This is a genomic window from Tardiphaga sp. P4_G1, from assembly GCF_056401215.1.
Genome location: NZ_JBFUJU010000004.1, coordinates 196092 through 220501 on the forward strand (window position 1 = coordinate 196092; position 24410 = coordinate 220501).

General features: G+C 62.2%; 21 protein-coding genes and 1 other RNA gene. 12 read left to right on the forward strand and 10 right to left on the reverse strand.

Annotated features, from left to right (window positions below; genetic code table 11):
• Nucleotides 1–197: 197 nt before the first annotated feature.
• Nucleotides 198–1685, forward strand: a complete 1488-nt coding sequence (locus AC1DUY_RS11370; RefSeq protein ID WP_478114321.1) for a hypothetical protein — start codon at nt 198–200, stop codon at nt 1683–1685.
• A 3-nt stretch (nt 1686–1688) separates the two neighbouring features.
• On the opposite strand, the gene AC1DUY_RS11375 is transcribed toward AC1DUY_RS11370, so the two are convergent.
• Together AC1DUY_RS11375 and AC1DUY_RS11380 are read right to left on the reverse strand one after the other, a co-directional pair.
• A complete protein-coding gene (locus AC1DUY_RS11375; RefSeq protein WP_478114323.1) occupies nt 1689–3011 on the reverse strand; it encodes an ATP-binding protein in 1323 nt (440 codons plus the stop codon).
• A gap of 10 nt (nt 3012–3021) precedes the next feature.
• Nucleotides 3022–3759, reverse strand: coding sequence for a response regulator (locus AC1DUY_RS11380; RefSeq protein WP_089267366.1), 738 nt, complete (start codon nt 3757–3759; stop codon nt 3022–3024).
• A gap of 170 nt (nt 3760–3929) precedes the next feature.
• Here AC1DUY_RS11380 and AC1DUY_RS11385 point away from each other — a divergent pair, with 170 nt between their 5' ends.
• The 3 genes from AC1DUY_RS11385 (at nt 3930) to AC1DUY_RS11395 (ending at nt 5681) form a co-directional block, all read left to right on the forward strand.
• Entirely contained in the window at nt 3930–4523 is a 594-nt protein-coding gene (locus tag AC1DUY_RS11385; protein ID WP_089267575.1) for a hypothetical protein, read from the forward strand.
• A gap of 158 nt (nt 4524–4681) precedes the next feature.
• Nucleotides 4682–5059 carry a PRC-barrel domain-containing protein gene (locus tag AC1DUY_RS11390; protein WP_120289287.1) on the forward strand — a complete coding sequence of 126 codons (378 nt, stop codon included), beginning with the start codon at nt 4682–4684 and terminating at the stop codon, nt 5057–5059.
• Between the two features lie 79 nt (nt 5060–5138).
• The gene (locus AC1DUY_RS11395; protein ID WP_175367198.1) at nt 5139–5681 is read left to right on the forward strand and encodes a PRC-barrel domain-containing protein; all 543 of its coding nucleotides are present in this window, start codon (nt 5139–5141) and stop codon (nt 5679–5681) included.
• 107 nt (nt 5682–5788) lie between these two features.
• Here AC1DUY_RS11395 and AC1DUY_RS11400 read toward each other — a convergent pair whose 3' ends face one another.
• From AC1DUY_RS11400 to AC1DUY_RS11420, 5 genes are all read right to left on the reverse strand, one after another.
• Nucleotides 5789–7339, reverse strand: a complete 1551-nt coding sequence (locus tag AC1DUY_RS11400; protein ID WP_231077591.1) for a DUF4403 family protein — start codon at nt 7337–7339, stop codon at nt 5789–5791.
• A gap of 74 nt (nt 7340–7413) precedes the next feature.
• On the reverse strand, nt 7414–8109 hold the full coding sequence (locus AC1DUY_RS11405) for a L,D-transpeptidase (protein WP_089267363.1): 696 nt from the start codon (nt 8107–8109) through the stop codon (nt 7414–7416).
• Nucleotides 8110–8327: 218 nt separating this feature from the next.
• Nucleotides 8328–9182, reverse strand: a complete 855-nt coding sequence (locus AC1DUY_RS11410) for an ABC transporter permease (protein WP_231077590.1) — start codon at nt 9180–9182, stop codon at nt 8328–8330.
• Between the two features lies 1 nt (nt 9183).
• Nucleotides 9184–9984, reverse strand: a complete 801-nt coding sequence (locus AC1DUY_RS11415) for an ABC transporter ATP-binding protein (protein ID WP_478114328.1) — start codon at nt 9982–9984, stop codon at nt 9184–9186.
• 172 nt (nt 9985–10156) lie between these two features.
• Nucleotides 10157–11167 carry an ABC transporter substrate-binding protein gene (locus AC1DUY_RS11420; RefSeq protein ID WP_093760552.1) on the reverse strand — a complete coding sequence of 337 codons (1011 nt, stop codon included), beginning with the start codon at nt 11165–11167 and terminating at the stop codon, nt 10157–10159.
• 466 nt (nt 11168–11633) lie between these two features.
• On the opposite strand from AC1DUY_RS11420, the gene AC1DUY_RS11425 reads away from it, so the two are divergent.
• A complete protein-coding gene (locus AC1DUY_RS11425) occupies nt 11634–12881 on the forward strand; it encodes an extensin-like domain-containing protein (RefSeq protein WP_478114331.1) in 1248 nt (415 codons plus the stop codon).
• Between the two features lie 9 nt (nt 12882–12890).
• Here the strand turns inward: AC1DUY_RS11425 and AC1DUY_RS11430 are convergent, their stop codons facing one another.
• Nucleotides 12891–13523, reverse strand: coding sequence for a TetR/AcrR family transcriptional regulator (locus tag AC1DUY_RS11430; protein ID WP_309946654.1), 633 nt, complete (start codon nt 13521–13523; stop codon nt 12891–12893).
• Nucleotides 13524–13707: 184 nt separating this feature from the next.
• On the opposite strand from AC1DUY_RS11430, the gene AC1DUY_RS11435 reads away from it, so the two are divergent.
• The 5 genes from AC1DUY_RS11435 (at nt 13708) to AC1DUY_RS11455 (ending at nt 20730) form a co-directional block, all read left to right on the forward strand.
• Nucleotides 13708–14940, forward strand: a complete 1233-nt coding sequence (locus AC1DUY_RS11435; RefSeq protein ID WP_478114333.1) for an HlyD family secretion protein — start codon at nt 13708–13710, stop codon at nt 14938–14940.
• A 14-nt stretch (nt 14941–14954) separates the two neighbouring features.
• A complete protein-coding gene (locus AC1DUY_RS11440; protein ID WP_478114335.1) occupies nt 14955–16538 on the forward strand; it encodes a DHA2 family efflux MFS transporter permease subunit in 1584 nt (527 codons plus the stop codon).
• 401 nt (nt 16539–16939) lie between these two features.
• Nucleotides 16940–18742: an ABC transporter ATP-binding protein gene (locus AC1DUY_RS11445; RefSeq protein ID WP_478114337.1), complete on the forward strand. Its 1803-nt coding sequence runs from the start codon at nt 16940–16942 to the stop codon at nt 18740–18742.
• Between the two features lie 204 nt (nt 18743–18946).
• On the forward strand, nt 18947–19906 hold the full coding sequence (locus AC1DUY_RS11450) for an AraC-like ligand-binding domain-containing protein (RefSeq protein WP_478114339.1): 960 nt from the start codon (nt 18947–18949) through the stop codon (nt 19904–19906).
• 95 nt (nt 19907–20001) lie between these two features.
• Nucleotides 20002–20730 carry an alpha/beta fold hydrolase gene (locus AC1DUY_RS11455; RefSeq protein WP_478114341.1) on the forward strand — a complete coding sequence of 243 codons (729 nt, stop codon included), beginning with the start codon at nt 20002–20004 and terminating at the stop codon, nt 20728–20730.
• A gap of 80 nt (nt 20731–20810) precedes the next feature.
• Here the strand turns inward: AC1DUY_RS11455 and rnpB are convergent.
• Nucleotides 20811–21293, reverse strand: an RNA gene (gene rnpB / locus AC1DUY_RS11460) — RNase P RNA component class A.
• A 199-nt stretch (nt 21294–21492) separates the two neighbouring features.
• Here rnpB and AC1DUY_RS11465 point away from each other — a divergent pair.
• Together AC1DUY_RS11465 and AC1DUY_RS11470 are read left to right on the forward strand one after the other, a co-directional pair.
• Nucleotides 21493–21843, forward strand: coding sequence for a YciI family protein (locus AC1DUY_RS11465; protein ID WP_068732310.1), 351 nt, complete (start codon nt 21493–21495; stop codon nt 21841–21843).
• Between the two features lie 4 nt (nt 21844–21847).
• Nucleotides 21848–23107 (forward strand): RNA polymerase sigma factor, encoded by a 1260-nt coding sequence (locus AC1DUY_RS11470; RefSeq protein ID WP_478114343.1) that lies wholly within the window; start codon nt 21848–21850, stop codon nt 23105–23107.
• Here the strand turns inward: AC1DUY_RS11470 and AC1DUY_RS11475 are convergent.
• Nucleotides 23104–23955, reverse strand: a complete 852-nt coding sequence (locus AC1DUY_RS11475; RefSeq protein ID WP_478114345.1) for an N-acetylmuramoyl-L-alanine amidase — start codon at nt 23953–23955, stop codon at nt 23104–23106. The two genes, AC1DUY_RS11470 and AC1DUY_RS11475, sit on opposite strands and share 4 nt — an antisense overlap.
• Nucleotides 23956–24410 lie beyond the last annotated feature (455 nt).

Here is a 24410-nt window from a genome sequence, read left to right on the forward strand (position 1 = left end):
CCCCCGCCAGTAGCGGAGGCAGTCTTTCAGACGGCCTAAACCATCCGATTCAATTATCCGAGATGAGGGCTCGAATTGCGTCTTTCTGTAGGCCAGATTCGCGAGTTCCGCCCGGTATTTACCCCAAATTATGCCCTGTCATGCTTTCTTGCGGTATTCCTGCGCTTTTCTTGCGACTTTCTAAGGGCATGCCGAGCATGACGATGTCCGCCACCCATCCCGCCGAAGCCCGCAAGACGATGCACGGGCTGCTCCCGCTCTGGGCGGGAATCGCGGTCTATGCGCTGCTGCTGGCGGCGGGCAAAGCACTGCTCAACGATCCCGACACCTATTGGCAGATCGCAGTGGGGCAGTGGATTCTCGATCATCAGGCAGTTCCGCAGACCGACATCTATTCCTTTACGATGCGTGGCCAGCCGTGGATCTCCACGCAGTGGCTGGCGCAGGTCCTTTACGCGCTGGTCTATGGCGTCGCCGGTTGGACCGGCCCTGTCGTACTCGGCGCGGGTGCGGTCGCTCTCACCATCGCGGTGCTGACGCGGTTTCTCGACAAGCGTCTGCCGACCACGGCAACACTGGTGCTGGTTGCAACGGCTCTCGCGCTGATGGCGGGGCATGTTGTTGCGCGGCCGCATCTGCTGGCGATGCCGGTGATGGTGGCATGGGTCGCCGGCCTTGTGAATGCGATGGATCGCAGGAGTGTGCCATCCTTCTGGCTGCTGCCGCTGATGGCGCTTTGGGCCAACCTGCACGGCGGCTTCATTCTCGGATTGGCGCTGATCGGTCCGATCGGCATCGATGCGATCTGGCATGCACCGAAGACGGTGCAGCGCGCGCTGCTGCTGCGCTGGGCGCTGTTCGGCATTGCCGCGTTGGCAGCAAGTTGCGTGACGCCTTATGGCTGGGACTCGCTGCTGGCGTCGCGTCGCATTCTCAATCTCGGCGAAGCGCTGGCGCTGATCGGCGAATGGCGGCCTGCGAATTTCAATCATGCCGGGCCTCTGGAACTGACCGTGCTGGCAGCGTTCGCGCTGGCGCTATGGCGCGGCGTCACGCTGCCGCCGATGCGCATTGTGCTCGTGATCGGCTTCGTGTTCATGGCGCTCAGTCACGTGCGCAACGCCGAAGTGCTGGCGCTGCTGGCGCCGATGGTCTTGGCGACGCCGCTTGGTCGACAAATCGGTGGACCTCAGATGCCAGAGGCCAATCATGTATCGCCGCAGCGCAGCTTGTTATTCGCGGGGATCGCGATCTGTCTAATCGCCGGGACATTCGTGTTGGCGTCCGTGCAGCGCTACATGCCGCGTGAGGCGGCTGCGCCCGCAAAGGCGGTGACCGAACTCCAGAAGCTCAATCTCAGTCGCGTGTTCAACGATTACGACTTCGGCGGCTATCTGATCGCGCGTGGGGTGCCGACCTTCATCGATGGCCGTACCGAATTGTTCGGGACGAAGCTGATGGTCGACCACAACAATGCCAGCGGTCTGATCGAGCCTGACAATCTGTTCCGGCTGCTGAAGGACTACGACATCGAGGCGACCTTGCTGCGAACCCAGAGCGCGGCGACCAAGTTGCTCGATCGCGTCGATGGTTGGGAAAAGATCTATAGCGATGACATCGCTACGATCCATCTGCGCAAGCCGGGTGCGGTCCACAGCGTTGCGCCAGCGGTGAAGGCGAACTGAGCGCTACGCTGCGGCTCTGTCCGTATCGCGTGCCGGCAGCGTGATGCGGACGATCAGGCCACGCGGCTGACGATCCAGCAGTGTCAATTCGCCGCCATGGGCCAGCGTTACGGCGCGGGCGATCGATAGGCCGAGGCCGAAGCCGGCAGCTTCATGATCCATGTTGCGGGCGTCGTCGCCGCGTACGAAGGGTTGCAGCATCGCGCTCTTTTGTGCGTCCGAAATGCCAGGACCGTCATCGGCGACGTCGATGATGGCGCCGCCCTCGGACATCGTCAGAGAGATATTCGCTTCCGAGCCGAACTTCACGGCGTTCTCGACCAGGTTGGTCACTGCACGATGCAGATCGTCGGGCCGGGCCATCGCCATGGCGTGGGACGGGCCCTGATAGGTCACCATATGCCCGATGTCGGCAAATTGGTCGGCGATCAGCTGCAGGGTTGTGGCGATATCCGTCAGCGTCATCTCTTCCAGCCGGCGGTCGTTGCGCAGGAACGAGAGCACCGCTTCGAGCATCGATCGCATCTGGTCGAGGTCGCGCAGCATGTGGCGGCGATGGCCGTCGTCCTCGATGAATTCCGAACGGAGACGCAGCCGGGTGATCGGTGTGCGCAGGTCGTGGCTGATCGCGGCCAGCATCTTGGTGCGGTCGTCAATCAGCGTGCCGATGCGCTCGCGCATCCGGTTCAGCGCGCGTGCCACCGAGCGAATTTCTTCGGGGCCGCGCTCGGGCAGGGGCTCAGCCGAGCCGTTCAGGCTGAACTCTTCCGCTGCCTTGGCAAAGGCCGAAAGCGGCGCGGACAGCATGCGGCCCGCCCACAGGCCCAGCAGCGTCAGGCTGATCACCACGAACAGAAACGTCAGAACCCAGGGACCGCCCAGAAAGAAGCCTGGTCGTCGCTCCGGCAGACTACTGAAGGAGAACATGTCGCCGTCCGGGAGGGTGACCCCGATCCGGTCCGGCGCGCCACCGATCGTCAGCAGTCGCGCGTCGGAACCAAGCAGCCGGCGTAAGCTGTGACGCGGATAGTCGGGGCCATTGTCGGTTGTGACCGTTGCATCCCGAGGGACTGGCCGGATGTCGAATTTGGGAAAGGCGTTTTTCAGATTGACCAGAAGTTCCGGGCGATCGGCGATCGGTGTCGCCTTCAGCAAGCGAACGATCGCGATCAACTCGCCATGGCCACGATCCCGCTCCTGATCATTCGGGTCCGGTCTCATCAGCGTGAACAGCAGCGAGAGAACGATGTGGATAGCCACGATCGACATCACCACCAGGGCGGTGATCTGGCCGCTGATCCGACGCAGATTGAGGACGCTGAACATCTCGCTGAAACTAGTTGGTCGTCGCCGTCGCGACCGCTTCCACCGTCGGCGTAAACATGTAGCCGCCGGAACGCACCGTCTTGATCATTTGCGCGTCCTGCGGGTCGATCTCGATCTTGCGGCGGATGCGGCTGACCAGCACGTCGATGCTGCGTTCGAACGATCCGGCGCTGCGGCCTTGCGTGAGATCGAGCAGGCTGTCGCGCGACAGCACGCGGCCCGAGCGCTCGACAAAGGCACGCAGCAGATCGAATTCGGCCGAGGTCATGGCGACGCGCGCGCCTTCGGGATTGCGCAATTCGCGCAGGCGCAGGTCGATCTGCCAGCCGGCGAACGACAGCGCCGTGGCGTTCGGCGTGGCGCTGGCATTGAGCGCCGTGGCCTGTCGGCGCAGCACTGCATTGATGCGTGCCAGCAATTCGCGCGGATTGAAGGGCTTTGGCAGGTAGTCGTCGGCGCCCATTTCGAGGCCGAGAATGCGGTCCACGTCTTCGCCGCGCGCCGTCAGCATGATGATCGGCAGTTGCGACTCGGCGCGCACCTTGCGGCACAGGCTGAGGCCGTCTTCGCCGGGCAGCATCACGTCGAGGATCAGCAGGTCGACACGGGTGTCGGCCATCACCTTTTCCATCTCGCGCCCGTCGGCAGCGGTGGTGACGTTGCAGGAATTGGTACGCAGATACTTCGCGATCAGCGTACGGGTTTCGCGGTCGTCTTCTACGACCAGGATGTTCGGTACGTTTGCCATGCGAACTCTTTTGGCCGGGATCGGCGCGGGCTGCAGAAGTTTTTTGTTTCGGACTATTGCTGGTGGCTGGGGCGCAACAAACCGCAACATGTCAGCAAGGCAATAACAAGACCTCGTTAAGAAGGTTAACCGCAAGTTGCGAGCACTAAGCAAGCACCTTGGAGCAGATCATGACCTCTATCTCGGCTGCGTCCAGCAGTTCCTACCAATCCCCCCTTCAGAAACTGCAGCAGGAGCTGCAGGCCGAGCTTTCCTCCGGAAAGATCAGCAGCGGCGATCAGGATGCGCTGTCCTCTGCTTTAACCGATATCGACTCGTCGCTGCAGGCCGACCGTTCGAGCCAGAGCAGCGGCAGCCGGCCGTCGCCGGACGAGATGAAATCGAAGATCGACGATCTCATCAGTGCCCAGGTGTCCAGCGGCAAGCTGACCTCGGACCAGGCCACCGAATTGCAGGGCGTGTTCCAGTCGGCCTTCGCCGATGGCGGTCCGGGTGGAGCAGGCGGCGCTCGCGGTGCCGGTGGTCCACCTCCCGGCGGTGGACCCGGCGGCCCACCGCCGTCGGATAGCGCCGATAGTACCGACAGTACCGATGATACGGACAGTGCGACGAGTATCTCCGATATCATGAAGCAGTTCCTGGACTCGCTGAAGCAATCGCTGGAGGCCTCGTCTTCAAGCTCCTACAGCGCGAGCGGCACCAGCGCTACAGCATCCAGCAGCAAGGCGTCATTCACCGCCCTGCTGATCGACTACCAGACCTGATACGAAGACCGCGACGCTTACGACCAGGCTGACGCCACCATCTTTCCCGCAAGGGATAAGGTGGTGGTTTCTTTTGTGCAGGTCACTTTCGCGCTATTGCCGGAACAAGGAACACGTCCGGGCATTGTTACCCCTTCAATTGATTTATGGAGGCGACAATGACTCCCGACGTCATGACGAAGCCGCATAGCCTGATTGCGAGCGACCGGATCGAGGGAACGGCGGTACGACGTCCGAATGGCGAACGCATCGGTCATATCGAACGTCTGATGATCGACAAGATCAGCGGCAAAGTGTCCTACGCGATCCTGAGCTTCGGCGGCTTTCTCGGTCTCGGCTCGAATCTGCTGCCGCTGCCTTGGGCGCGGCTGACCTTCAATCGCACGCTCGACGCGTATCAACTTGATATCAGCGAAGAGGAATTGCGCAGCGCGCCGTCATTCACCGAGAAACGCGAGTTCGACTGGGGCGACAGGTCGCAGGAAGAAGCGCTGCATCGCCACTACGGCGTCGCACCCTATTGGGGCGAATTCTAACGACCAATTTCGGTGGAACCGGAACAGTCATTGTACCTCTGCGTTGGTTTTGGACGACCCACAACGACAGGAGGAACATATGTTCAAGAAATACATGACGGCTGGTATCGTTGGTTCGGCGTTGCTGGCAACCGCAGCTTTCGCGCAGAGCCCGAGCGCAACTACGACAACCACAGCCCCGGCAGCTGCGCCGGTCACTGCATCTGATACGACGTTCAATGGCAACTGGCGTACATCGAAGGTGGTCGGTCTGAGCGTATATAACGAAGCCAATGAGAGCCTCGGCTCGATCAACGATCTCCTGACCGACAAGCAGGGGAACATCAAGGCGGTGGTGATTGGCGTCGGTGGTTTCCTCGGTGTCGGCGAACGCCTGATCGCCGTGCCTTATGACAAGATCAAATTCGTGAACGAGCCGGTCGCAACAATGGCGTCTTCAACTGGCGGTTCATCGGGCATGAAGTCGACCTCGCCGCCAAGCGGCATGACCACGGGTGCAGCCACCTCGGGTGCAGCTCCCGCAGCCGCCAAAGCTAATCCTTGGTACCCCGACCATGCGGTGCTCAGCGGCGCCAGCAAGGATCAATTGAAGGCGATGCCTGAGTTCAAGTATGCGATGTAAGGCCTTTTTGCGTCACGTTGTGACAACGCGAGCCAAGAACCAGTAGGCTGACTATATGGGCGCCCCCATTTTGCGGGTGCGCCCTTCGCCGTGTCATCGCGTTAAATCTACAGCCCCGGTAAGGCCGTCACATTCACATTGATGGCGCCATCCGCTTCCGCGATCACCCGGAGTGTTTTGGAATCGAAGGCGATCCCGCCAAGGCGGAGGCTGCTGATCTCGGCGCCGACGCGGATGCCGTTTTCGTTTTTCTGGAAATCGGCGATGACGGCAGCGATCTTCTTTTGCGCGTTCGAGGCAAAGGGCTTCAGATCGATGGTCGCTCGTTCGGCCAGCGTCTTCTGTAGCAATGGCATAGCTGCACGTGCTGCCGCGCCGAGCAGGCCAAAGGCCGCTTCTGATTCAACGGCAAGTTCCAGATCGGTAAAGCGCAGCGTCTGTGCCGCTTGATCGAGCGCAGGCTTGCCCCAGACATGGACGGTTGCTTCGCCGCCAAGACCGAACCAGCTCTGCTTCTCCTTGGCATTCACCAGCAACGAGATGAGCAGGCGGTCGCCGGATGCCGAGACAGTTGCCTTCTTCACCGTCACTGCGACTGCGCCGGAATTGTCTTCCGGGAATGTCTTGCCGACGAGCTGCGCCTCGATGATCTTGTTCAGTTCAGTGAAAGGCATGTCCACGGGCACACCGATGCTGAGTTTGCCGGGGCCGGGCGGCACGATGGCGAGTGTGGCAGGGAACGGACAATTCGGCTGCGTCTGTGTTGAGGTTACGCGTGTTTCGGCCTCGACGCCGAGTGTCAGCGTCAAATTGCTGGCATCGATGCGCGGCTGGGCGGCGACGGCACGCGTCGGCTTCAGTTCGATGAACAGGTTCTGCAATGCGCTCGCACCTTGCAGCGGGATCGACCGGCAGAGTTTGGCCCATTCGCGCCGGGCATTCTGTTCGAAAGCGGGATCGTTGCGCAGGCGCTGCTGCAGGGCGATGATCTGCTCGTTGACAGCATTGTCGATCATCGGCTTGACCTGCGCGGGCACATTGATGCGGGCACCGGCGACCGCGACATTGGTATCGCCGAGTGTCACCTGCGCGGCCAGGTTCGGGTCGATCCGCCAGTTCGGGGTCAGCCGGGGCTGCGCCGAGACCACCACATTGCCGCGGATTTCCGCATTGGCATTGACGTTCTTGATGTTGATGTTGCCAAGCTGCTTGGCAACATTGCCGCCAAGCAGGTTGCCGAGCGCGCCGCCCAGCGCATCGCGCACATTCGTCGAGATGGCGCCGGTGACATTGAGCGCGCCGGTCAGCGGCGCGGACATGGTCAGCGTGTCCTGCGCGCCGGTCGCCGCGATCGGACCGCGTGCGGCGGTCCACTTGATATCGGCATCCTGCAGCAATTGCTGTACGGGATTGTCAGCCGTGCCGTTGAAGCTGCGCGGTGCGCCGCGGTCTGCGGCATCGCGGATCGCGGTGAGTGCAATGGCGACCGGCGCGATGATGCTTGAACTGCGTGCGGGTGAGGGTGGCAGTGGCGGCAATGCGACCAGCACCGGCGCCGATCCGGTGCCGCGCGGAGCCACATAGTCCATCACCTTGAGTGCGACCATGAAAAAGACGGCGACCAGCACCGCGCCGATGAGAATTGGTTTCAGACGCATGATGTCCCCGCTCGAAAACGCGGGGACATTACAATGCTGTGGTGACGCGCGCCAGTTAGGAGCCGCGCCTCAGATTAGCCACGCTTGCCGCTTGCGCTGTCTGCACGGCGATCCATCGGCAGCACGACGACCTTGGTGCCGACTGTGACGCGGGAATACAGATCAGACACGTCCTGATTGGTGAGGCGGATGCAGCCGGACGACACCTGCGTGCCGATGGTCTCCGGCATATTGGTCCCGTGGATGCGATAGATGGTGCCGCCGAGATACATGGCACGGGCGCCAAGCGGGTTGCCGGGGCCGCCGGCCATGTGGCGTGGCAGATAGGGCTGGCGTGCGATCATTTCAGCCGGCGGGGTCCATGCCGGCCATTCGGCCTTGCGAGTCACGGTTTGTACGCCGGACCATGTGAAACCATCGCGGCCGACGCCGATGCCGTAGCGTAGCGCCTGACCGTTGCCGAGCACGTAATACAGATAGGTGTTCGGCGTATCGACGATGATCGTGCCGGCGGCCTCGCGGGTCGGATAGTTGACGATCTGCCGCCTGAAGCGCGCGGGCTGTTCGATGGCAGAGCGCTCGTCATCCATCTGCGGCGACTGCACATAGGGCGCAGGCTCGCTCTGGACCGGCGGCGCCATGAAGAACGGAAACAGCGGCAGCGGCGTTGCGGCTGCCGGATGGGCAAAGGAGAATGCGCCGGCAAGGAGCGCGCCGATTGCGACGGCAGCGCGGCGAATTTTTCGTTCGAAAGAAGCGAGGGTGATCATGGGAATCTCCGTTTGAGCGCCTGTGAATGAGCGCCCGTTCGGCGCCTCGTTGGCAGGAGATGTACCCAGCGGCCGTTTCAGGAGATTTGCGTCAATTCTGCAAAACGGTTTCGTCGCGGCGGGGAAATGTGTCGTCGCGGGGGGAGGCGGACAACATTGTTGCACTGGGAATGACCGCCGGCGCGCTGATTTGAATCAAGCGCGCCGGGCTTCAGTGGTCACTCGTTAACGGTGGTATCCGGGCGCCAGGTCAGCAGCCGGTTTTCGATCATGGTCAGGATCCATTCGGCCAGCAGCGCCACGATCGCGATAACGATCATCGCGGCGAACACGCCGTTGGAATCGAACGAGCCCTGTGCGGTCGCGATCAGCAGGCCCATGCCTTCGCGGGCGCCCAAAAACTCTCCGACGATGGCACCGACCAGCGCGAAGCCGAACGAGACATGCAGGCTGGCGAGAATCCAGGACAGCGCCGAAGGCAGCACCACCGCGCGGGTCATTTGCCAGTTGCTGGCGCCGAGGATGCGTGCATTCGCGATCAAATTCTTGTCGGCCTCGCGCACGCCCTGGAAGGCGTTGGCGAACACCACGAAGAACACCATCACGACGGCGAGTGCGATCTTCGATGCCGCGCCAAGACCGAGGGCCACGATGAAGATCGAGCCGAGCACGACGCGCGGGATCGAATTCGCGACTTTGATGTAGATCGAGAACACGTCGGACAGGAGTTGGTTACGCCCGAGCGCGATGCCGCACAGGATGCCCATGGCGGAGCCGATCAGGAAGCCGGCGCCGGCCTCGTAGATTGTCACCCAGATCTGCTTCCACAGCGGCCCGATCGAGGTGCCGTTTTCGGTCCAGTCGATCAGCTTGGTGACGATGCCGGATGGCTGGCCGAAGAAGAACGGATCGATCACGCCGAGGCGGACGCCGAATTCCCAGCCGCCGATCAGGAATACGAGAACGGCAAGCCGCAGCGCCAGCACCAGGCGCTGATGGCGGCGCAGGCGCTGCACGGCGGTCTCGATGCGGCCGTCGGTGGCGAGGGGGGCGGTCACTGTTGTCTCGGTCATTCTAGTGTCCTGCCCGTGCGCGCAATACTTCCTCGCGCAGGTCGTCAGAGATCTTTCGCGCGATGGCGATGAAACGTTCGTCGTAGCGCAGCGTCGCGACATCGCGTGGACGCGGCAGGTCGATCGTGTGGACGGACTTCACGCGCGCCGGTCGTGTGGTCAGAACGGCGACGCGGTCGGCGAGCAGGATGGCTTCGTCGAGATCGTGGGTGACGAACAGCACCGCCGATTTCGCCTGCGCCCAGAGCTGCAGCAATTCCTCCTGCATCAATTCGCGGGTCTGCACGTCGAGCGCGGAGAACGGCTCGTCCATCAAAAGGACCTGCGGATTGTTGATGAAGGTCTGCGCCAGCGCCACGCGCTTGCGCATGCCACCAGAGAGCTGATGCGGATGGTGATGTTCGAAGCCCTTCAGGCCGACGCGAATGATCCAGTCGCGCGCGGTAGCCTCCGCCTTGTCTTTCGGGACACCGCGAAACAGCGGCCCGGCCATGACATTGCCGAGCACGTCGCGCCACGGAAACACTGCATCCTGCTGGAACACGAAGCCGACGCGGCGATCGACACCGGTCACCGGCGCATCGAACAATGTGACCTCGCCGCCTTGCGGGCGGGCGAGCCCGGCGATCAGTCCGAGCGTCGTCGACTTGCCGCAGCCGGTCGGGCCCACCACGGCCATGAATTCACCGGGCGCGATGGTGAGGTCGAAATCCTCAAGCGCGGAGAGAACGTCACCCGAAGGCGTGACGAAGCGGCGCGCGACGTTCTTCAGCGCGACGGCAGAGGGTGCGGGAGCATTCATGATTGCATTCGCTTTATTATCAGAGTCGTTGTTGAAGTCGGCGGGTAAAGCGCGCTCGTTCTGCTCCCTCCCCCCTTGCGGGGGAGGGTCGGGGAGGGGGGTCCACAAGTGACGTCCCTTGTGGCTACCCCCACCCCCGGCCCCTCCCCGCAAGGGGGAGGGGAGAAGGGCCTCAGTTCGTCGCGTTGGCTTTGACCACGAAATCCGTGGTGTACGTCTTGGCGAGGTCGATGGTCTTGCCCTTGAGGTTGGGCGAGAAGCTGTTCAGCACGCTCAGCACCGATTCCGGCGCACCCGCCGGCATCATGCCGTCCACGGAGTATTGCGGCTTGCCTTCGCGCAGACCCTGCACATAGAGATCGAGTTCGCCGGCATAATAGTCCTTCGGCATTTGAGCTGCGATTTCCTCGGGCGAATGGGTATTCATCCACTTCAGCGTTTTCACGAAGGCATTGACGACCTTCTGTGCCGTCTCCTTGTTAGCTTCCATCCAGGCGCGGTCCATATAGAGACACGCGGCCGGATAATCGCCGCCAAGTGCAGCGCGGGTGCTTTCCGGGGTCCGCAGATCGATGCCGACTTTGGCCGTGCCGTTCTTCACAGCGCGCGCCACCGTCGGCTCCGTCGTCATGCCGGAAACGATCTTGCCCTGCTGCATGGAAGCCAGGAACGTATCGCCAGCGCCGACTGGCACCAGCGTGTAGTCCTGCATCTTCAGCCCTGCTTTGGCGGCGAGCGCGCGGGTCAGGAAGTCGGTGGCAGAGCCGAGACCGGTGACGCCAAGCGCCTGGCCCTTCCAGTTGGCGGGATCCTTCAGCTTGTCGGCGTCGGCGGCTTTCACCAGCACGACTTCGCCCGGCGCGACGGCGAATTGCACCACCGAGGTGATGAACTTGCCCTTGGACTGCAGGTCGATGGTGTGATCGTAGAAACCGACCACGCCTTGCACTTCGCGCGCGAGCAGGGCGGTCGCCGCCTGTGAGCCGGAGGTGGAGTTGAACAGTTCGACGTCGAGCCCCTGTTCCTTGAAGAATCCGAGCTGCGCCGCGAGTTTCGCCGGCAGATAGATCTGCTTGTCGATACCGCCAACCATGATCTTGATCGGGGTTTGCGCCGCAGCAGGGGCTGCAAGTGCAGCGGCGAGTGATACAGCCGCAATGGCTGCGGCAAAGAATTTGCGCATAGGCGTTTCCTGACTTCTGAATTCGGCGCTGGTCTACTGCGCGGGCGGTTGTCCCGGTCCATGCGCAAGCGCTCGTAACGGGGCATCAGGCCCCGGCCTGCGTCAAACTGTCAATCGGTTACTGGCAGGTCACAACAGCAAAAAGCGCCCGCTCGGGAGAGCGGACGCCATAGGTGAGAAAGCTTTATAGGATTAGGGCTCTACAGCACGCCAAATACGATAGCGCCGACGAAGGCGATTGCCGCATAGGCGGCCACAACGCTCAGTTGGCCGAACATAGTCATGGGAACCCTCCCTTTGACGTTGTCGCGCGGAGTAACGCGAAAGCTGGCGGTCCGTTCCCGCAGAAAAGAGAAGGAAGTCGACCAACTGCGGCCGTAGCGGTACGAGCGTCGGCAACATGGTAAATCAAACGTGAATTCAATGCGTTGAAGAGTCTTTAAAACATTTCGACCACCTTGCGCGAATGACGCGCAGAGTTCGTTTGTATCTCGTCGGCTCCGTCGTCCTTGTATCGCTTGCGGGTTGCGGACGCGGTCTGTTTCAGACCCAGGAACGTGAACCATGGCGTGCCGAGGCAGAAGTCGCATGTCTCAAATCCGGCACGGTGAAAGAGGGCGCTGATCTCGTTCGGATCAACCCGATTTCCGGGCCCGGTGTCTGCGGCGCAGAATTTCCCTTGAAGGTCGCAGCCCTTGGCGAGGCCAGCAGCAGCTATGGTTTTGCCGATGAAACCTTGCGGCCGCCTGGCGGCATCAGCGGCGCAAGCCAGCCGCGTTGGCCGGTGCAGCAGCAGCCACAAACCATGGCGCGTCCTGCGAACAGCTATCCGAGTGCCTATCCGCAAGCCGCGCCGCAGCAGCCGTCCTATGGCGGTTCATCCTATGGCGGCGCTGCCAATAACGGACCGATCTCGCTGAACGCGCCGGGCGTGCCGCCGGACAATGAAGACGAAATCGAACTGCCGCCGGAAGGTTCGCCGCAGACGATGCGCGCGCCGCAGCAAGAGCAGCCGCGCGCGCCTTACGGCCGCTATAGTTCAGGTGTGCAGCAGAGCCAGCCGCCGCAGGATTATGCGCCGCAGCGTCTTGGACCGGGACAGGGCAATGTCACGGGCTCGGTCGGCCCCGTCGTCGTGAAACCGACGGCGACGCTGGCCTGTCCGATCGTCTCGGCACTCGACAAGTGGCTCGCGGAGTCCGTGCAGCCGGCAGCGATGCGCTGGTTCGGCGTCCGCGTCGCCGAGATCAAGCAGATCTCCGCTTATTCGTGCCGCGGCATGAACGGCAACTCGCGCGCGCACATCTCCGAACATGCATTCGGCAACGCGCTCGATATCTCCGCCTTCGTCCTCGCCGATGGTCGCAGTGTCTCGGTGAAGGCAGGCTGGAAGGGCATGCCGGAAGAGCAGGGCTTCCTGCGCGACATCCAGGGCGGCGCGTGCCAAGTCTTCAACACCGTGCTGGCGCCGGGATCCAACGTCTATCACTACGATCACATTCACGTGGATCTGATGCGCCGGCCCAAGCGCCCGGTGATCTGCCAGCCCGCGGCCGTGTCGGGCGAGGAGATTGCCGCTCGCGCGCAAAGTCGCAATCCCTATGCCGGGCGCAACAGCAATGACTACGGCGGCGTGACCGGCTCGATCGGGCGCACGGCCAAGAAGTCGACGCGCAAATCGCCTGACGACGAGGACTTCTACGAGAACGAATAGGCCGGCTCGTCAGATGCGGTAGGCCGCGAGGAACATCCGCACGGCGCTGTCGACGACCTTGTCGATCTCCGCGCGCGTCGGTGTCGGCTTGGCCTGGAAGATGAAGGGCTGAAACAGCGTCGCCTGGCAGGACATCATGAATTGCGCGGCGGCAAGTTCGGTATCCTTGATTTCCAGTTCCTTCGCAGCGACGCGGGCATCGAGATAGGCCGCGACCTGCCGGATCGCGTGTGCCAGCACCGCTTCATAAAAGCGTTTGCCGACATCGGGCATGCGTTCCGCGATGGCCATCACGGTGCGGATCGCCGAGCCGCCGCCGGGACGGCACAGCAACTGAATATAGGCGCGGCCGAATTCGCCGAGCGTGGTCACCGCATCGCGTTCCGGGTCAAGGTTGAAGACGGCCTTGCCCTGTTCGAGCTTCTCCTGCTCGACGATCGACTCGAACAGCGCGCTCTTGTCGGTGAAATAGACATAAAGCGTGCCCTTGGAGACGCCGGCGGCACGCGCGATCTCGCCCATGCTGGCGCCGTCGAAGCCCAGATCCAGGAAGACTTTTCGCGCGCCGTCGAGAATTTGGCGGCGCTTGGCGCTGTCTTCCTCGCCTACGGGCGAGAGGGGGGCAGGGTGGGAGGCAACCATTCGTTCAGCCTGTTCGATGAATCAGCGGGATATCGCCCGCGATGAAACCGGAATAACGCGAAATCGTGATGAACTGGCCAAACTCTATCTTGACCGAACCGTTCGGTCAATTTACATATTGCCGCAGCAAGCGGGACCCGGCATGTCCGATGGTGTCCGCATTCTCACGTTTGAGGAGGCCGGAATGGCCGGACCACGCGACCAGGCTGCCCGTATCATTCGCCCCGAAGGCGAGGCTGACAGCGCGCCGGTGCGCGTCGTGTCGCCCGCAGCGGATGAGCCTGCTGCCCGCGGTCCTGCGGATGCGCCCGCACCTGAACAACCTGCCACAGCAGCACCGGCCGCGACCGCGCAGACCGCTGCTCCAAAATCCGGCAAGAAGAAAAAAGTGCTGCTCGGTGTCGGCGCGCTGCTCGCCGTCGCAGGCGTCTATTATGGCGTGAACTATTATCTGGTCGGCCGCTTCATCGTTTCGACCGACGACGCCTATGTCCGCGCCAGCAACACCACGCTGGGTGCGCGCGTATCGGGCCACATTGCGCAGATCCTGCCGGGCGACAACGTCGCGGTGAAGGCCGGCGAGGTGATCTTCAGGATCGATGACGGCGACTATCGCATCGCCGTCGATGCCGCCAAGCGCAAGATCGACACCCAGAAGGCCACCATCGAACGGATCGGTCGTCAGGTCGGCGCGCAGGAAAGCGCCGTCGAGCAGGCGCAGGCCCAGCTTGCATCGGCCGATGCCGCTGCCAATCGCGCCTCGCTTGAATTCGACCGTCAGGAAACGCTGAGCAAGCAGGGTTTTGCCTCGCGCTCGGTCTACGAGACCTCGCAGTCGAACCGCGACCAGACCTCGGCTGCCGTCAAGGCCGCGAAGGCATCCGTCGACTCCGCCAAGAGCAGCGTCGAAGTGACGAAGGCGCAGCAGAACGAAGCGCGTGCGCAGCTCGCCGAATTGCAGAGCGCGCTGGACAAGGCCGTGCGTGATCTCGACTTCACCACCGTGAAGTCGCCGGTGGATGGCATCTTCTCCAACCGTCTCATCTCGACCGGTGATTTCGTTTCGATGGGTCAGCGTCTTGGCAATGTCGTGCCGCTCAACGACGTCTATATCGATGCCAACTTCAAGGAGACGCAGCTGCGCCGCCTGAAGCCGGGCCAGCCGGTCTCGATCGAGCTCGATGCCGATAGCAGCCGCGCCATCGAAGGCACGGTGGAAAGCCTCGCGCCGGCAGCCGGCTCGGTATTCACGCTGCTGCCGCCGGATAACGCCACCGGCAACTTCACCAAGATCGTGCAGCGCGTGCCTGTGCGCCTCAGGGTGCCGGCTGACGTCGCCAAGGAAAACCTGCTGCGCGCCGGCATGTCGGTCTATGTCCGCGTCAACACCAAGCCGGGTGCAGAACCCGCGCGCTAAGTCAGGACAAGCAGATGTCCACGACCACCACCGTGTCAGGCGCACCGCCGGCCGCTCCGGCTGCGGACTATGTCGCGCCGAAACGCCTGATCGCGTTTCTGATCATGGTGTTCGGCATGTTCATGTCGATCCTGGACATCCAGATCGTCTCGGCATCGCTGTCTGAAATCCAGGCCGGATTGTCCGCGTCGTCCAGCGAAGTCTCCTGGGTGCAGACCGCCTATCTGATCGCGGAAGTGATAGCGATTCCGCTGTCCGGCTTTTTGTCGCGCGCACTCGGCACGCGGCTGTTGTTTGCGATCTCGGCCGCCGGCTTCACCTTCGCCAGCCTGATGTGCGGCTTCACCTCGTCGATCGAGCAGATGATCCTGTGGCGTGCGATCCAGGGCTTCCTTGGCGCCGGCATGATCCCGACGGTGTTCGCCTCGGCTTATACGGTGTTTCCGCGCTCCAAATTCCACATCGTCGGCCCGATCATCGGCCTCGTCGCGACGCTGGCGCCGACCATCGGCCCGACGGTGGGCGGCTACATCACCGATGCGTTGTCATGGCACTGGCTGTTCTTCATCAACGTGGTCCCCGGCATCGGCATCACCATCGGCGTGCTCGCGCTGGTGGATTTCGACGAGCCGCATTTCGAACTGCTCGATCATTTCGACTGGTGGGGCCTCGGCTTCATGGCGGGTTTCCTCGGTTCGCTGGAATATGTGCTGGAAGAGGGGCCGCGTAACGACTGGTTCCAGGACACGTCGATTGCGATCTTCGCGGTGATCTGCTTGTTCTCGGCCATCGCCTTCTTCTGGCGAGTGCTGACGGCGAAGGAACCCATCGTCGACATCCGCGCCTTCACGGATCGCAATTTCGCGCTGGGCTGTCTGTTCTCGTTCTGCGTCGGCATCGGCCTCTACGGCCTGACCTATCTCTATCCGCGCTATCTCGCCGAAATTCGTGGCTACAGCGCGCTGATGATCGGCGAGACGATGTTCGTCTCGGGCGTTGCGATGTTCCTGACGGCGCCGCTGGTGGCGCGTCTGATGCAGAAAATCGACATGCGCTATCTCATCATGACGGGATTGGTGCTGTTCGCTGCCGGCACATGGCAGATGACATGGGTGACGCGCGATTTCGATTTCTACGAATTGCTGCTGCCGCAAATCCTGCGCGGCGTCGGCATGATGATGGCCATGGTGCCGATCAACAACATTGCGCTCGGCACGCTGGCGCCGCAGATGCTGAAGAACGCCTCCGGCCTGTTCAACCTGACGCGCAATCTTGGCGGCGCACTCGGCCTCGCGCTGATCAACACCGTGCTCGATCACCGCACCGACTTCCACATCACCCGGCTGCACGACAAGGTCACCTGGGGCAATGCGCAGGCGGTCGAGATGCTCAACATGTTCACCCAGAAGTTCCAGGGTATGGGTGACGCGTCGCGCATGGCGATGAAGCAGCTGTCGCAGATCGTGCATCGCCAGGCCGTGGTGATGAGCTTTGGCGATGCGTTTTTCGCGCTGTCGGTGTTCTATGTCGGTCTCAGCCTCATGGTGATGCTGCTGAACAAGCCCAGCAATCCCGCGGCTGCAGGTGGCGGACACTAGAGCGTTTTCGAGCGAAGTGGATGCCGGTTCGCGTCAAGAAAACGCGTCAAAACAAAAAGCTAGAGCGGCTGGAGCGGTTCTATCGCCAATCAGCGATTGAAGCCGGCCATCATGTTGCCAAAAGTCGGCAGCACATCTATAAAACTACCTTCCATTGCTCGAACTCGAGGGAGAGTCTGCATGAAGTCGATTGATCTGCTCTCCGGAATTCTCGGTTCGGTGCACGCATGCGGGTTTATGCGGGCTCATTGAGCCCCGGTTCCGCCTCTGCCGGTCGGGCCTGATGTCCCGATCATCCTGATCTTTCCCGTTTCTGTACTTTTAGGACGCTCGCGCTCGGTCTGGCCGTTGCGCGTCAAACCATGGAGCCGGTCTGCGCAGGGGCGCTGCCGGATGAAGTCATGACTCTGAAATCGAAGGACCGCGCCGCCGCCATCCGCGTGGTGATCCCTTTCGTGATCCGGCATTGGTTCCGGCAGCCCGGACGCGCGGCGACGGTTGCTGTCGGTCTGCTCGGCGCAACGGTGGCCGATCTGTTCATGCCGCTATTCTCCGGGCAACTGGTCGATGCCGTCACCAAAGGCGGTGCCGATCCGGTGGCCCGGCAGGCGGCACTCACAGCCTTCGGCGCCATCGTGGCGCTTGGCGCGATGTCGATGTTGCTGCGGCTGCTCGGCATCCACGCCATCGTCCCGTTCACGCTGCGCATCATGTCGGATCTGTCGCGCGAGTCCTTCGCGCGCGTGCAGCGTTTTTCGACCGACTGGCACGCCAACAGCTTCGCGGGCTCCACGGTGCGCAAGGTCACGCGCGGCATGTGGGCGGTCGATCTGCTCAATGACACGCTGTTGATGGCGCTGCTGCCGTCGCTGGTGGTGTTGCTTGGCTCGATGCTGCTGCTCGGCTGGCACTGGCCGGCGCTGGGCGGCGTGATCGCCGTCGGTACGGTGGTCTATATCGCCATGACCGTGTGGTTCTCCACGCGTTACATAGCGCCGGCCGCGCGCGTGTCGAATGCATGGGACACCAAGGTCGGCGGTACGCTGGCCGATGCGCTGACCTGTAACGCCGTGGTGAAATCCTTCGGCGCGGAAAGCCGTGAGGACGGTCGGCTGGGGCAGGTGATCGGCCGCTGGCGCGTGCGCGTGGCGCGCACATGGTATCGCTACAACACCACGAGCACGGTGCAGCTCGCAGTGCTCCTCTGCGTGCGCACGGCGGTGATCGGCGGCGCCTTGTGGCTGTGGCTGGACGGACAGGCCACGGCCGGTGATGTCACCTATGTGCTGACGAGCTATGTCGTCATTCACGGCTATCTGCGCGATGTCGGCATGCACATCAACAACCTGCAGCGTTCGGTGAACGACATGGAGGAGCTTGTCGCGATTCATGATGTCGCGCTCGGCATCGCCGACGTGCCGGATGCGCAGCCCATTGCGATCACCGGCGGGCGCATCCTGTTCGATGATGTGACGTTCCACTATGGCGGTCATGCCACGCCGCTCTATGACGGGCTGTCGGTCGACATTCGCGCCGGCGAACGTGTCGGTCTTGTCGGACGTTCGGGCTCCGGCAAGACGACCTTCGTGAAGCTGATCCAGCGGCTCTACGATGTGTCGGACGGCCAGATCATGATCGACGGCCAGAACATCGCCGATGTCACGCAGGAGTCGCTGCGCAACCGGATTGCGATTGTGCAGCAGGATCCGATCCTGTTTCACCGTTCGCTGGCCGACAACATCGCCTACGGCCGGCCCGGCGCCAGCATGGCGGCGATTGAACAGGCGGCGCGGCTGGCGAATGCGCATGACTTCATCACCCGCCTGCCGAAAGGTTACGGCACGCTGGTTGGTGAGCGTGGTGTGAAACTGTCGGGCGGCGAGCGGCAGCGTGTCGCGCTGGCGCGTGCGTTCCTCGCGGATGCGCCAGTACTTATTCTGGACGAGGCGACATCGAGCCTCGATTCAGAGTCGGAGGCGTTGATCCAGGAGGCGATGGAGCGGCTGATGAAAGGCCGCACCTCGATCGTGATCGCGCATCGCCTGTCGACGGTGCGCAGCCTCGATCGCATTCTGGTGTTCGATCACGGGCATATCGCGGAAGAGGGCACCCATGCCACGCTCACAGCGCGACCGGGTGGTATCTATCGCGGCCTGTTCGAACGGCAGGTGCTGGATCTCGATCGCACCGCCGCCGCGGAATGATATCACGAAGGAACGGGGGCCGCCGTTGGCCCTCGTTCGCATTTTGGCGCATGTCGTGAATGCGTTCGTCCCCCGTGGGCGAGCCGATCGTGGCGACACCCGCACGGTGCCCGTCGTGGCAAAATCGGATGTCGTTGACAGTTCCTGCTTTGCGCAACACTCTGTCGATCCTGCGACCAGTATAGACCGTATTGGGGCTCGACGATGGATTGCTCGCCGGACATTCAGACATGGTCGACTGCTCTCGTCGAGCCGGAACGACGGCTGGATTACTGGATTTCCGCTGTCTGCGAAGGCTTTCTGGAGATGGATATCGCCAGCCTCGCGCCCGCGAGCTTTGCGTCCGAACTACAGCGCGGGCAGCTCGATGTGATTGGGGTCAATCAAGTTCGAGGCGATCCCCAGCATGTCTATCGCACCAGACGCGCCATCGCGCGCGGCCGGTCCAATTTTTACTATCTGCTTTGCAAGACCGACCGGAACTGGTCGGCCACGCAATGCGAGAGAACGGCGATGTTGCGCCCCCATGATCTTCTTCTGGTGGATTCGCGGCGCCCCTATGAATTTCATTTTCCGGTGACGTCGGACACGATTTCGCTGGAGCTGCCGATGGGATGGGTCGAGCGCTGGCTTACTACGCCGGAGCAGCATCTTGGCCGGGTGATTGATGCGCAGTCTGGCTGGGGACTGGCACTGAGCGGCTTCGTCCGGCAATGGTCACCGGAACTGGCCGTTCGCAGTCCGCTGCCGGCGCCTCTCCTCGTCGATCAATTGGGAGCCCTGCTGGCTCTGACACTGGAAGGCGATGTGACGCAGTCGCCGGCGGCTTCGTCCGGCACGGCCGCGTTGATTGATCGGATTCGTCGCGCTCTGCGCGAACGCTATGCCGAGCCCAGCCTCACTGCAGCGTCGATCGCCGCGCAACTGCAAATCTCGGAGCGCACGCTGCATCGCGGTCTCGCCAGTGCATCCGTAACCTTTAGCGGGCTGCTTGCCGACTGCCGCATGTCAACGGCCCGCAAGATGCTGGCCGAGCCGCGCTTCGACCGTGTGAGTATCGGTGGCATCGGCCAGAAGGTCGGCCTGACAGATCCATCACATTTTATCCGCCAGTGCCGCAAATATCTGGGTGTGACACCTGGCGAGTTCAGGCGCCGACGATAGGCTGTGACGCAAATCGTCGATTGGGCTGGCGCAATCCGGCCATCTGCCCGGCATGTCGGTGATTATGAATGTCCGGGAAACATCGGGAGGATTGCATGGCAGATCTATACGTCCTGGTTCACGGCGCCTGGCACACGGGGAAGGAGATGGACGCGGTCGCCGGTCATCTGCGTGCGAGCGGGCATGTGGTTCATTGCCCGACGGTCGCTGGCAACAACGCGAATGACGACCGCAGCACAGTTGGGCTTGCGCAGGCTATCGCTTCGATCGCTGATTATATCGAGAAGGAAAATCTGCGGGACATACGCCTTGTCGGACACAGCTATGGCGGCATGGTGATTTCGGGCGTCGCGGACCGTATGGCAGAACGGATCAAGCGGCTGGTCTATGTCAACGCCTTCGTTCCGCTGGACGGACAGTCGCTCAACGACATGGTGCCGCCGCATTACCTTGGCCTGTTCGATTCCATCGCTGCCGCCAACAACAACGCGGTGATGCTGCCGTTCGAAATCTGGCGCGACGCCTTCATCAACGATGCCGATTTCGGACTGGCGAAGTCGGCCTATGAGCAACTCAATCCGCATCCCTACAAGACATTCACCGACAAGATTTCGCTGAGCAAGCGTCTCGCCGAACTTGCGGTCGGGAAATCCTACGTGAATTGTCAGCAGGACATTGCGCTGCCACACAGCCTGCCATGGCATCCCCGACTATCCGAACGTCTTGGTCTGTTTCGGCTGGTCGAATGTCCGGGTAGCCATGAAATGTTCTTCAGCAATCCTGCACGCCTCGCAGAGGCGATCATTCAGGCAGGACGGGACTGAAGCAGATTTCGGTGCGGTCATCGGCGCCAAAACTGGCGAAGGGCCCGGCGTTTTGCGCCGGGCCCTTCGTTGTTCAGAAAGTTATCAGCCGGCCTGTAAGCCGGGTTCTGTAGGGCATCGCCGATTTGCACCGGCGATACGTGACGGCCATTCCTCTGGGACCATAGTTGCCTATGGCCTCAAGCAACCTACCCGGACAGCGAGCAAGACATTGCCCCGCAGTGTTATCGCTCAAGGTGAGCGAACTGACTGCTTTGCCGTCCCTATTCGGTTTTGCTCCCGGTGTGGTTTGCCATGCCGTTTCCGTTGCCGGATACGCGGTGCGCTCTTACCGCACCTTTTCACCCTTACCCGCCTTCACCCTTGCGGGTTGCGGCGTGGCGAGCCCGAGGGCCTGTCGCGCCGAAGCAGCGAAGCTGCGTAGGAGGGCGGTTCGTTCTCTGTGGCACTTTCCCTGGGGTCGCCCCCGCCGGACGTTATCCGGCACCGTATGTCGATGGAGCCCGGACTTTCCTCTCCCACAGCCTTTCGACCATAGCGGGAGCGGCCGTCCAGCCGACTGACGGCACAGGCATGGAGGCTCAGAGCCGTGGCGTCAAGCCAGGAACGCGCGCAGTCTTTGCCAAAATAAATTATCCTGAAGATGTCGTTCTGCTGCCGGTTCGTTCGACTGACCGCATGATCCCGGAAAGTGGCAACCAGTTTTCGGACCCGATCATGCCCATGTCACGGCGAATGCGCCGCTCAAGAGGAGAGAACGCAATGCAGTATCTGCTGATGATCTACCAGAACGAAGCCGAGTACGCGAAAATGGACGCCGCCACAGGCAAGAAGATGCTTGAGGAATATGGCGCGTTCACCCAGTCCATCGTCCAGAGCGGCAATTTCAAGGCCGGTGACCGGCTGCAACCGACGACCACAGCGACCACGGTGCAGGTGCGCGACGGCAAGATGCTCACCACCGATGGTCCGTTCGCCGAGACGCGCGAACAGCTCGCTGGTTACTATCTGGTCGACGCGAAGGATCTCGATGCCGCACTGGCGATTGCGGCGCGGATTCCCAGTGCGCGGGTCGGTTCAATCGAGGTGCGGCCGATCTGGGTCTATAACTGACACCATGACGCTGGCCGAAATCGACAGGATCTTTCGCAACGAGGCGGGTCGCGCGCTGGCGACGCTGATCCGCCTCGTCGGCGATTTCGATTTGGCTGAAGATGCGCTGCAGGATGCCTTCGCGGTTGCGCTTGAAAAATGGCCAACCGCCGAGCCGCCGGCAAATCCGCGTGCGTGGCTTGTCAATGTCGGGCGCAACAAGGCGATCGACCGTGTCAGGCGTCTGGTATCGTTTCGCGGCAAGCAGGAACAGGTGACGCACGAGCTGTTGCTGAATGCGTGCGCAAATGACGATCGCTGTGATGACGTCGTTCTCGACGACGACATGCTGCGGCTGATTTTCATCTGCTGCCATCCGGCTTTCGCGGTGGAGGTGCAGGTGATGCTGACGCTGCGGACCGTCTGTGGATTGAGCACCGCTCAGGTGGCACGGGCGTTTCTGATCGGCGAAGACGCCATGGCGCAGCGTCTGGTGCGTGCCAAACAGAAGATCCGCATCGCCGGAATTCCCTATGAAGTGCCTGTGCTGGATGCGCTCGAACAGCGCCTGCGCGGCGTGTTGGCCGTGATCTATCTGGTTTTCACCGAAGGCTACGCTGCCACGTCAGGTGACGATCTGATGCGGCCGGACCTGGCGCGGGAAGCAATCCGGCTGGCTCGTTTGCTTGATGCGCTGATGCCGCAGCGACGCGAGATCAAAGGCCTGCTGGCGCTGATGCTGCTGCACGACGCGCGCCGCTCCGGTCGTGCGACGGCAGATGGCGATATCGTGCTGCTGGAAGCGCAGGATCGGTCGCTGTGGGATCACCAACAGATTGCCGAGGGATTGCGGCTGGTCGAGGACGCGTTGCACGCTCCGGGCCGACCCGATGACTACGTAGTGCAGGCCGCGATCGCGGCGCTGCATGCGCAGGCGCCAAGCTATCAAGCCACCGACTGGCCGCAGATCGCCGGGCTCTACGAAGTCCTGCTGCGGATCAGGCCATCGCCGGTGATCGAGCTCAACCATGCCGCCGCGGTGGCGATGGTCGATGGTCCGCTGCGTGCCTTGAATCTGGTCGACGCATTGCAGGCGAGGGGCGGACTCGACGGCTACGATCTGCTGCCGGCCGTGCGCGCCGACCTGTTGCGCCGTCTTGGCCGGCGCGATGCCGCCCGCGATGCGTATCATCGGGCCAGTGCGGCCACACAACTTGAGCCATTGCGTCGGCTTTACGCGCGGCGATTGGCTGAGCTGGACGAGATGACCGATCCCGAGATCTAGGCTGTCGCTTCGCTGGGCAGGCTGGCGAGCAGGGCCTGCAGCGTGGTCAGCGTCGAGTGATCCACGAGACCGTCGACGCGCTCGGGACGGAAATGGCGCTGGAAGGCGGTGATCACTTCCATGGTCGGAGCATTGTACTGGCCATCGGTCTCGATGCCGTAGCCATAGCGCGCCAATGCATGCTGCAGCGCCAGTACGTCGTCGCCTGCAGTGCCGAGTTTCATGGTTTCGCCGCGCACGATCGGCGCCGGCATCACCCAGTGTCCGACGCCCGAATTGGCCAGCGAGTGCCACGGGAATTTTTCGCCGGGATCCTTCTTGCGCGAGGGCGAGACGTCGGAATGGCCGAGCACGCGATGCGGCTGCAGGTCATGACGCAGCATGATGCCGCGGCATAGCGCGGTGACGGCGGCGATCTGCCGGCTCGGAAAATCCGGATAGCCCCAGTCATGGCCGCGATTGATGATCTCGATGCCGATCGAGCAGGAATTGATGTCCTCTTCGCCGGCCCAGAAACCGACGCCGGCGTGCCAGGCTCGCTTGGCTTCCGGCACCGTCTGCACGATGCGGCCGTCCTCGAGCACGATGTAATGCGCAGAGACATCGGTGCCCGCGCTGCACAGGCGCGCGATCGCGCCTTCCGGATCGGGCATGCCGGTATAGTGCAGCACGATCATGTCGGGCACGAGGCCCTTGTTACGCTCACCGAAATTCGGCGACGGGATCACGTCGGAAACGACGGATGAATCCGGGGTAAAGGTCGGCATGTCCGCGGCGCCCTTGGGAATCGGGAGGGCGCGTTGACGCTTGGAGTCGGATCCAGCGGGTGCGGACGTAGGTGAAGCCATCAGAAAACTCAAATCAGTCACGAGAACAGCGACACATATCGGTTGTGCCGCAGGCGCGTACTATCCTCGACCGGCACCTTGCTATGCAACGACTGCATGACAGTTTTGCCCCATTTTTATCCACTGTGGGCTTAAAGCATCAGCACTACGATGAAACCGGCACTTGCAATTGATCAACTGCTCTCCAACCCATCAACGCTTTCTTAACGCTAAGTGCCGTTACTGAGTGGTGAAGAGCCAACCTGAAAAGGGCGGCCAAAGTTCCATTTTGACGTTCAAATCCCATGGCAATCCCGACAAATCCATGCGGACGTCCGGCCTTTCCCGCGCCAAACGCGGGTGGTGCGTCGAATGGAACCCGCAATCGCGCGGCGACCGGGCTTTTCAGGAGGAAAAGCCAGGCGGCGCGCCGACAGTTGAGGCGACATGGGCCTGTTCGTGTCCAGTTTGATTTT

Coding starts and splice junctions, on each gene's coding strand:
- AC1DUY_RS11390 (WP_120289287.1), top strand. CDS start 4,682: ATGACTCCCGACGTCATGACGAAGCCGCATAGCCTGATTGCGAGCGAC.
- AC1DUY_RS11395 (WP_175367198.1), top strand. CDS start 5,139: ATGTTCAAGAAATACATGACGGCTGGTATCGTTGGTTCGGCGTTGCTG.
- AC1DUY_RS11425 (WP_478114331.1), top strand. CDS start 11,634: ATGACGCGCAGAGTTCGTTTGTATCTCGTCGGCTCCGTCGTCCTTGTA.
- AC1DUY_RS11370 (WP_478114321.1), top strand. CDS start 198: ATGACGATGTCCGCCACCCATCCCGCCGAAGCCCGCAAGACGATGCAC.
- AC1DUY_RS11435 (WP_478114333.1), top strand. CDS start 13,708: ATGGCCGGACCACGCGACCAGGCTGCCCGTATCATTCGCCCCGAAGGC.
- AC1DUY_RS11380 (WP_089267366.1), bottom strand. CDS start 3,759: ATGGCAAACGTACCGAACATCCTGGTCGTAGAAGACGACCGCGAAACC.
- AC1DUY_RS11445 (WP_478114337.1), top strand. CDS start 16,940: ATGACTCTGAAATCGAAGGACCGCGCCGCCGCCATCCGCGTGGTGATC.
- AC1DUY_RS11415 (WP_478114328.1), bottom strand. CDS start 9,984: ATGAATGCTCCCGCACCCTCTGCCGTCGCGCTGAAGAACGTCGCGCGC.
- AC1DUY_RS11475 (WP_478114345.1), bottom strand. CDS start 23,955: ATGGCTTCACCTACGTCCGCACCCGCTGGATCCGACTCCAAGCGTCAA.
- AC1DUY_RS11465 (WP_068732310.1), top strand. CDS start 21,493: ATGCAGTATCTGCTGATGATCTACCAGAACGAAGCCGAGTACGCGAAA.
- AC1DUY_RS11375 (WP_478114323.1), bottom strand. CDS start 3,011: ATGTTCAGCGTCCTCAATCTGCGTCGGATCAGCGGCCAGATCACCGCC.
- AC1DUY_RS11430 (WP_309946654.1), bottom strand. CDS start 13,523: ATGGTTGCCTCCCACCCTGCCCCCCTCTCGCCCGTAGGCGAGGAAGAC.
- AC1DUY_RS11410 (WP_231077590.1), bottom strand. CDS start 9,182: ATGACCGAGACAACAGTGACCGCCCCCCTCGCCACCGACGGCCGCATC.
- AC1DUY_RS11400 (WP_231077591.1), bottom strand. CDS start 7,339: ATGCGTCTGAAACCAATTCTCATCGGCGCGGTGCTGGTCGCCGTCTTT.
- AC1DUY_RS11450 (WP_478114339.1), top strand. CDS start 18,947: ATGGATTGCTCGCCGGACATTCAGACATGGTCGACTGCTCTCGTCGAG.
- AC1DUY_RS11405 (WP_089267363.1), bottom strand. CDS start 8,109: ATGATCACCCTCGCTTCTTTCGAACGAAAAATTCGCCGCGCTGCCGTC.
- AC1DUY_RS11455 (WP_478114341.1), top strand. CDS start 20,002: ATGGCAGATCTATACGTCCTGGTTCACGGCGCCTGGCACACGGGGAAG.
- AC1DUY_RS11385 (WP_089267575.1), top strand. CDS start 3,930: ATGACCTCTATCTCGGCTGCGTCCAGCAGTTCCTACCAATCCCCCCTT.
- AC1DUY_RS11440 (WP_478114335.1), top strand. CDS start 14,955: ATGTCCACGACCACCACCGTGTCAGGCGCACCGCCGGCCGCTCCGGCT.
- AC1DUY_RS11420 (WP_093760552.1), bottom strand. CDS start 11,167: ATGCGCAAATTCTTTGCCGCAGCCATTGCGGCTGTATCACTCGCCGCT.
- AC1DUY_RS11470 (WP_478114343.1), top strand. CDS start 21,848: ATGACGCTGGCCGAAATCGACAGGATCTTTCGCAACGAGGCGGGTCGC.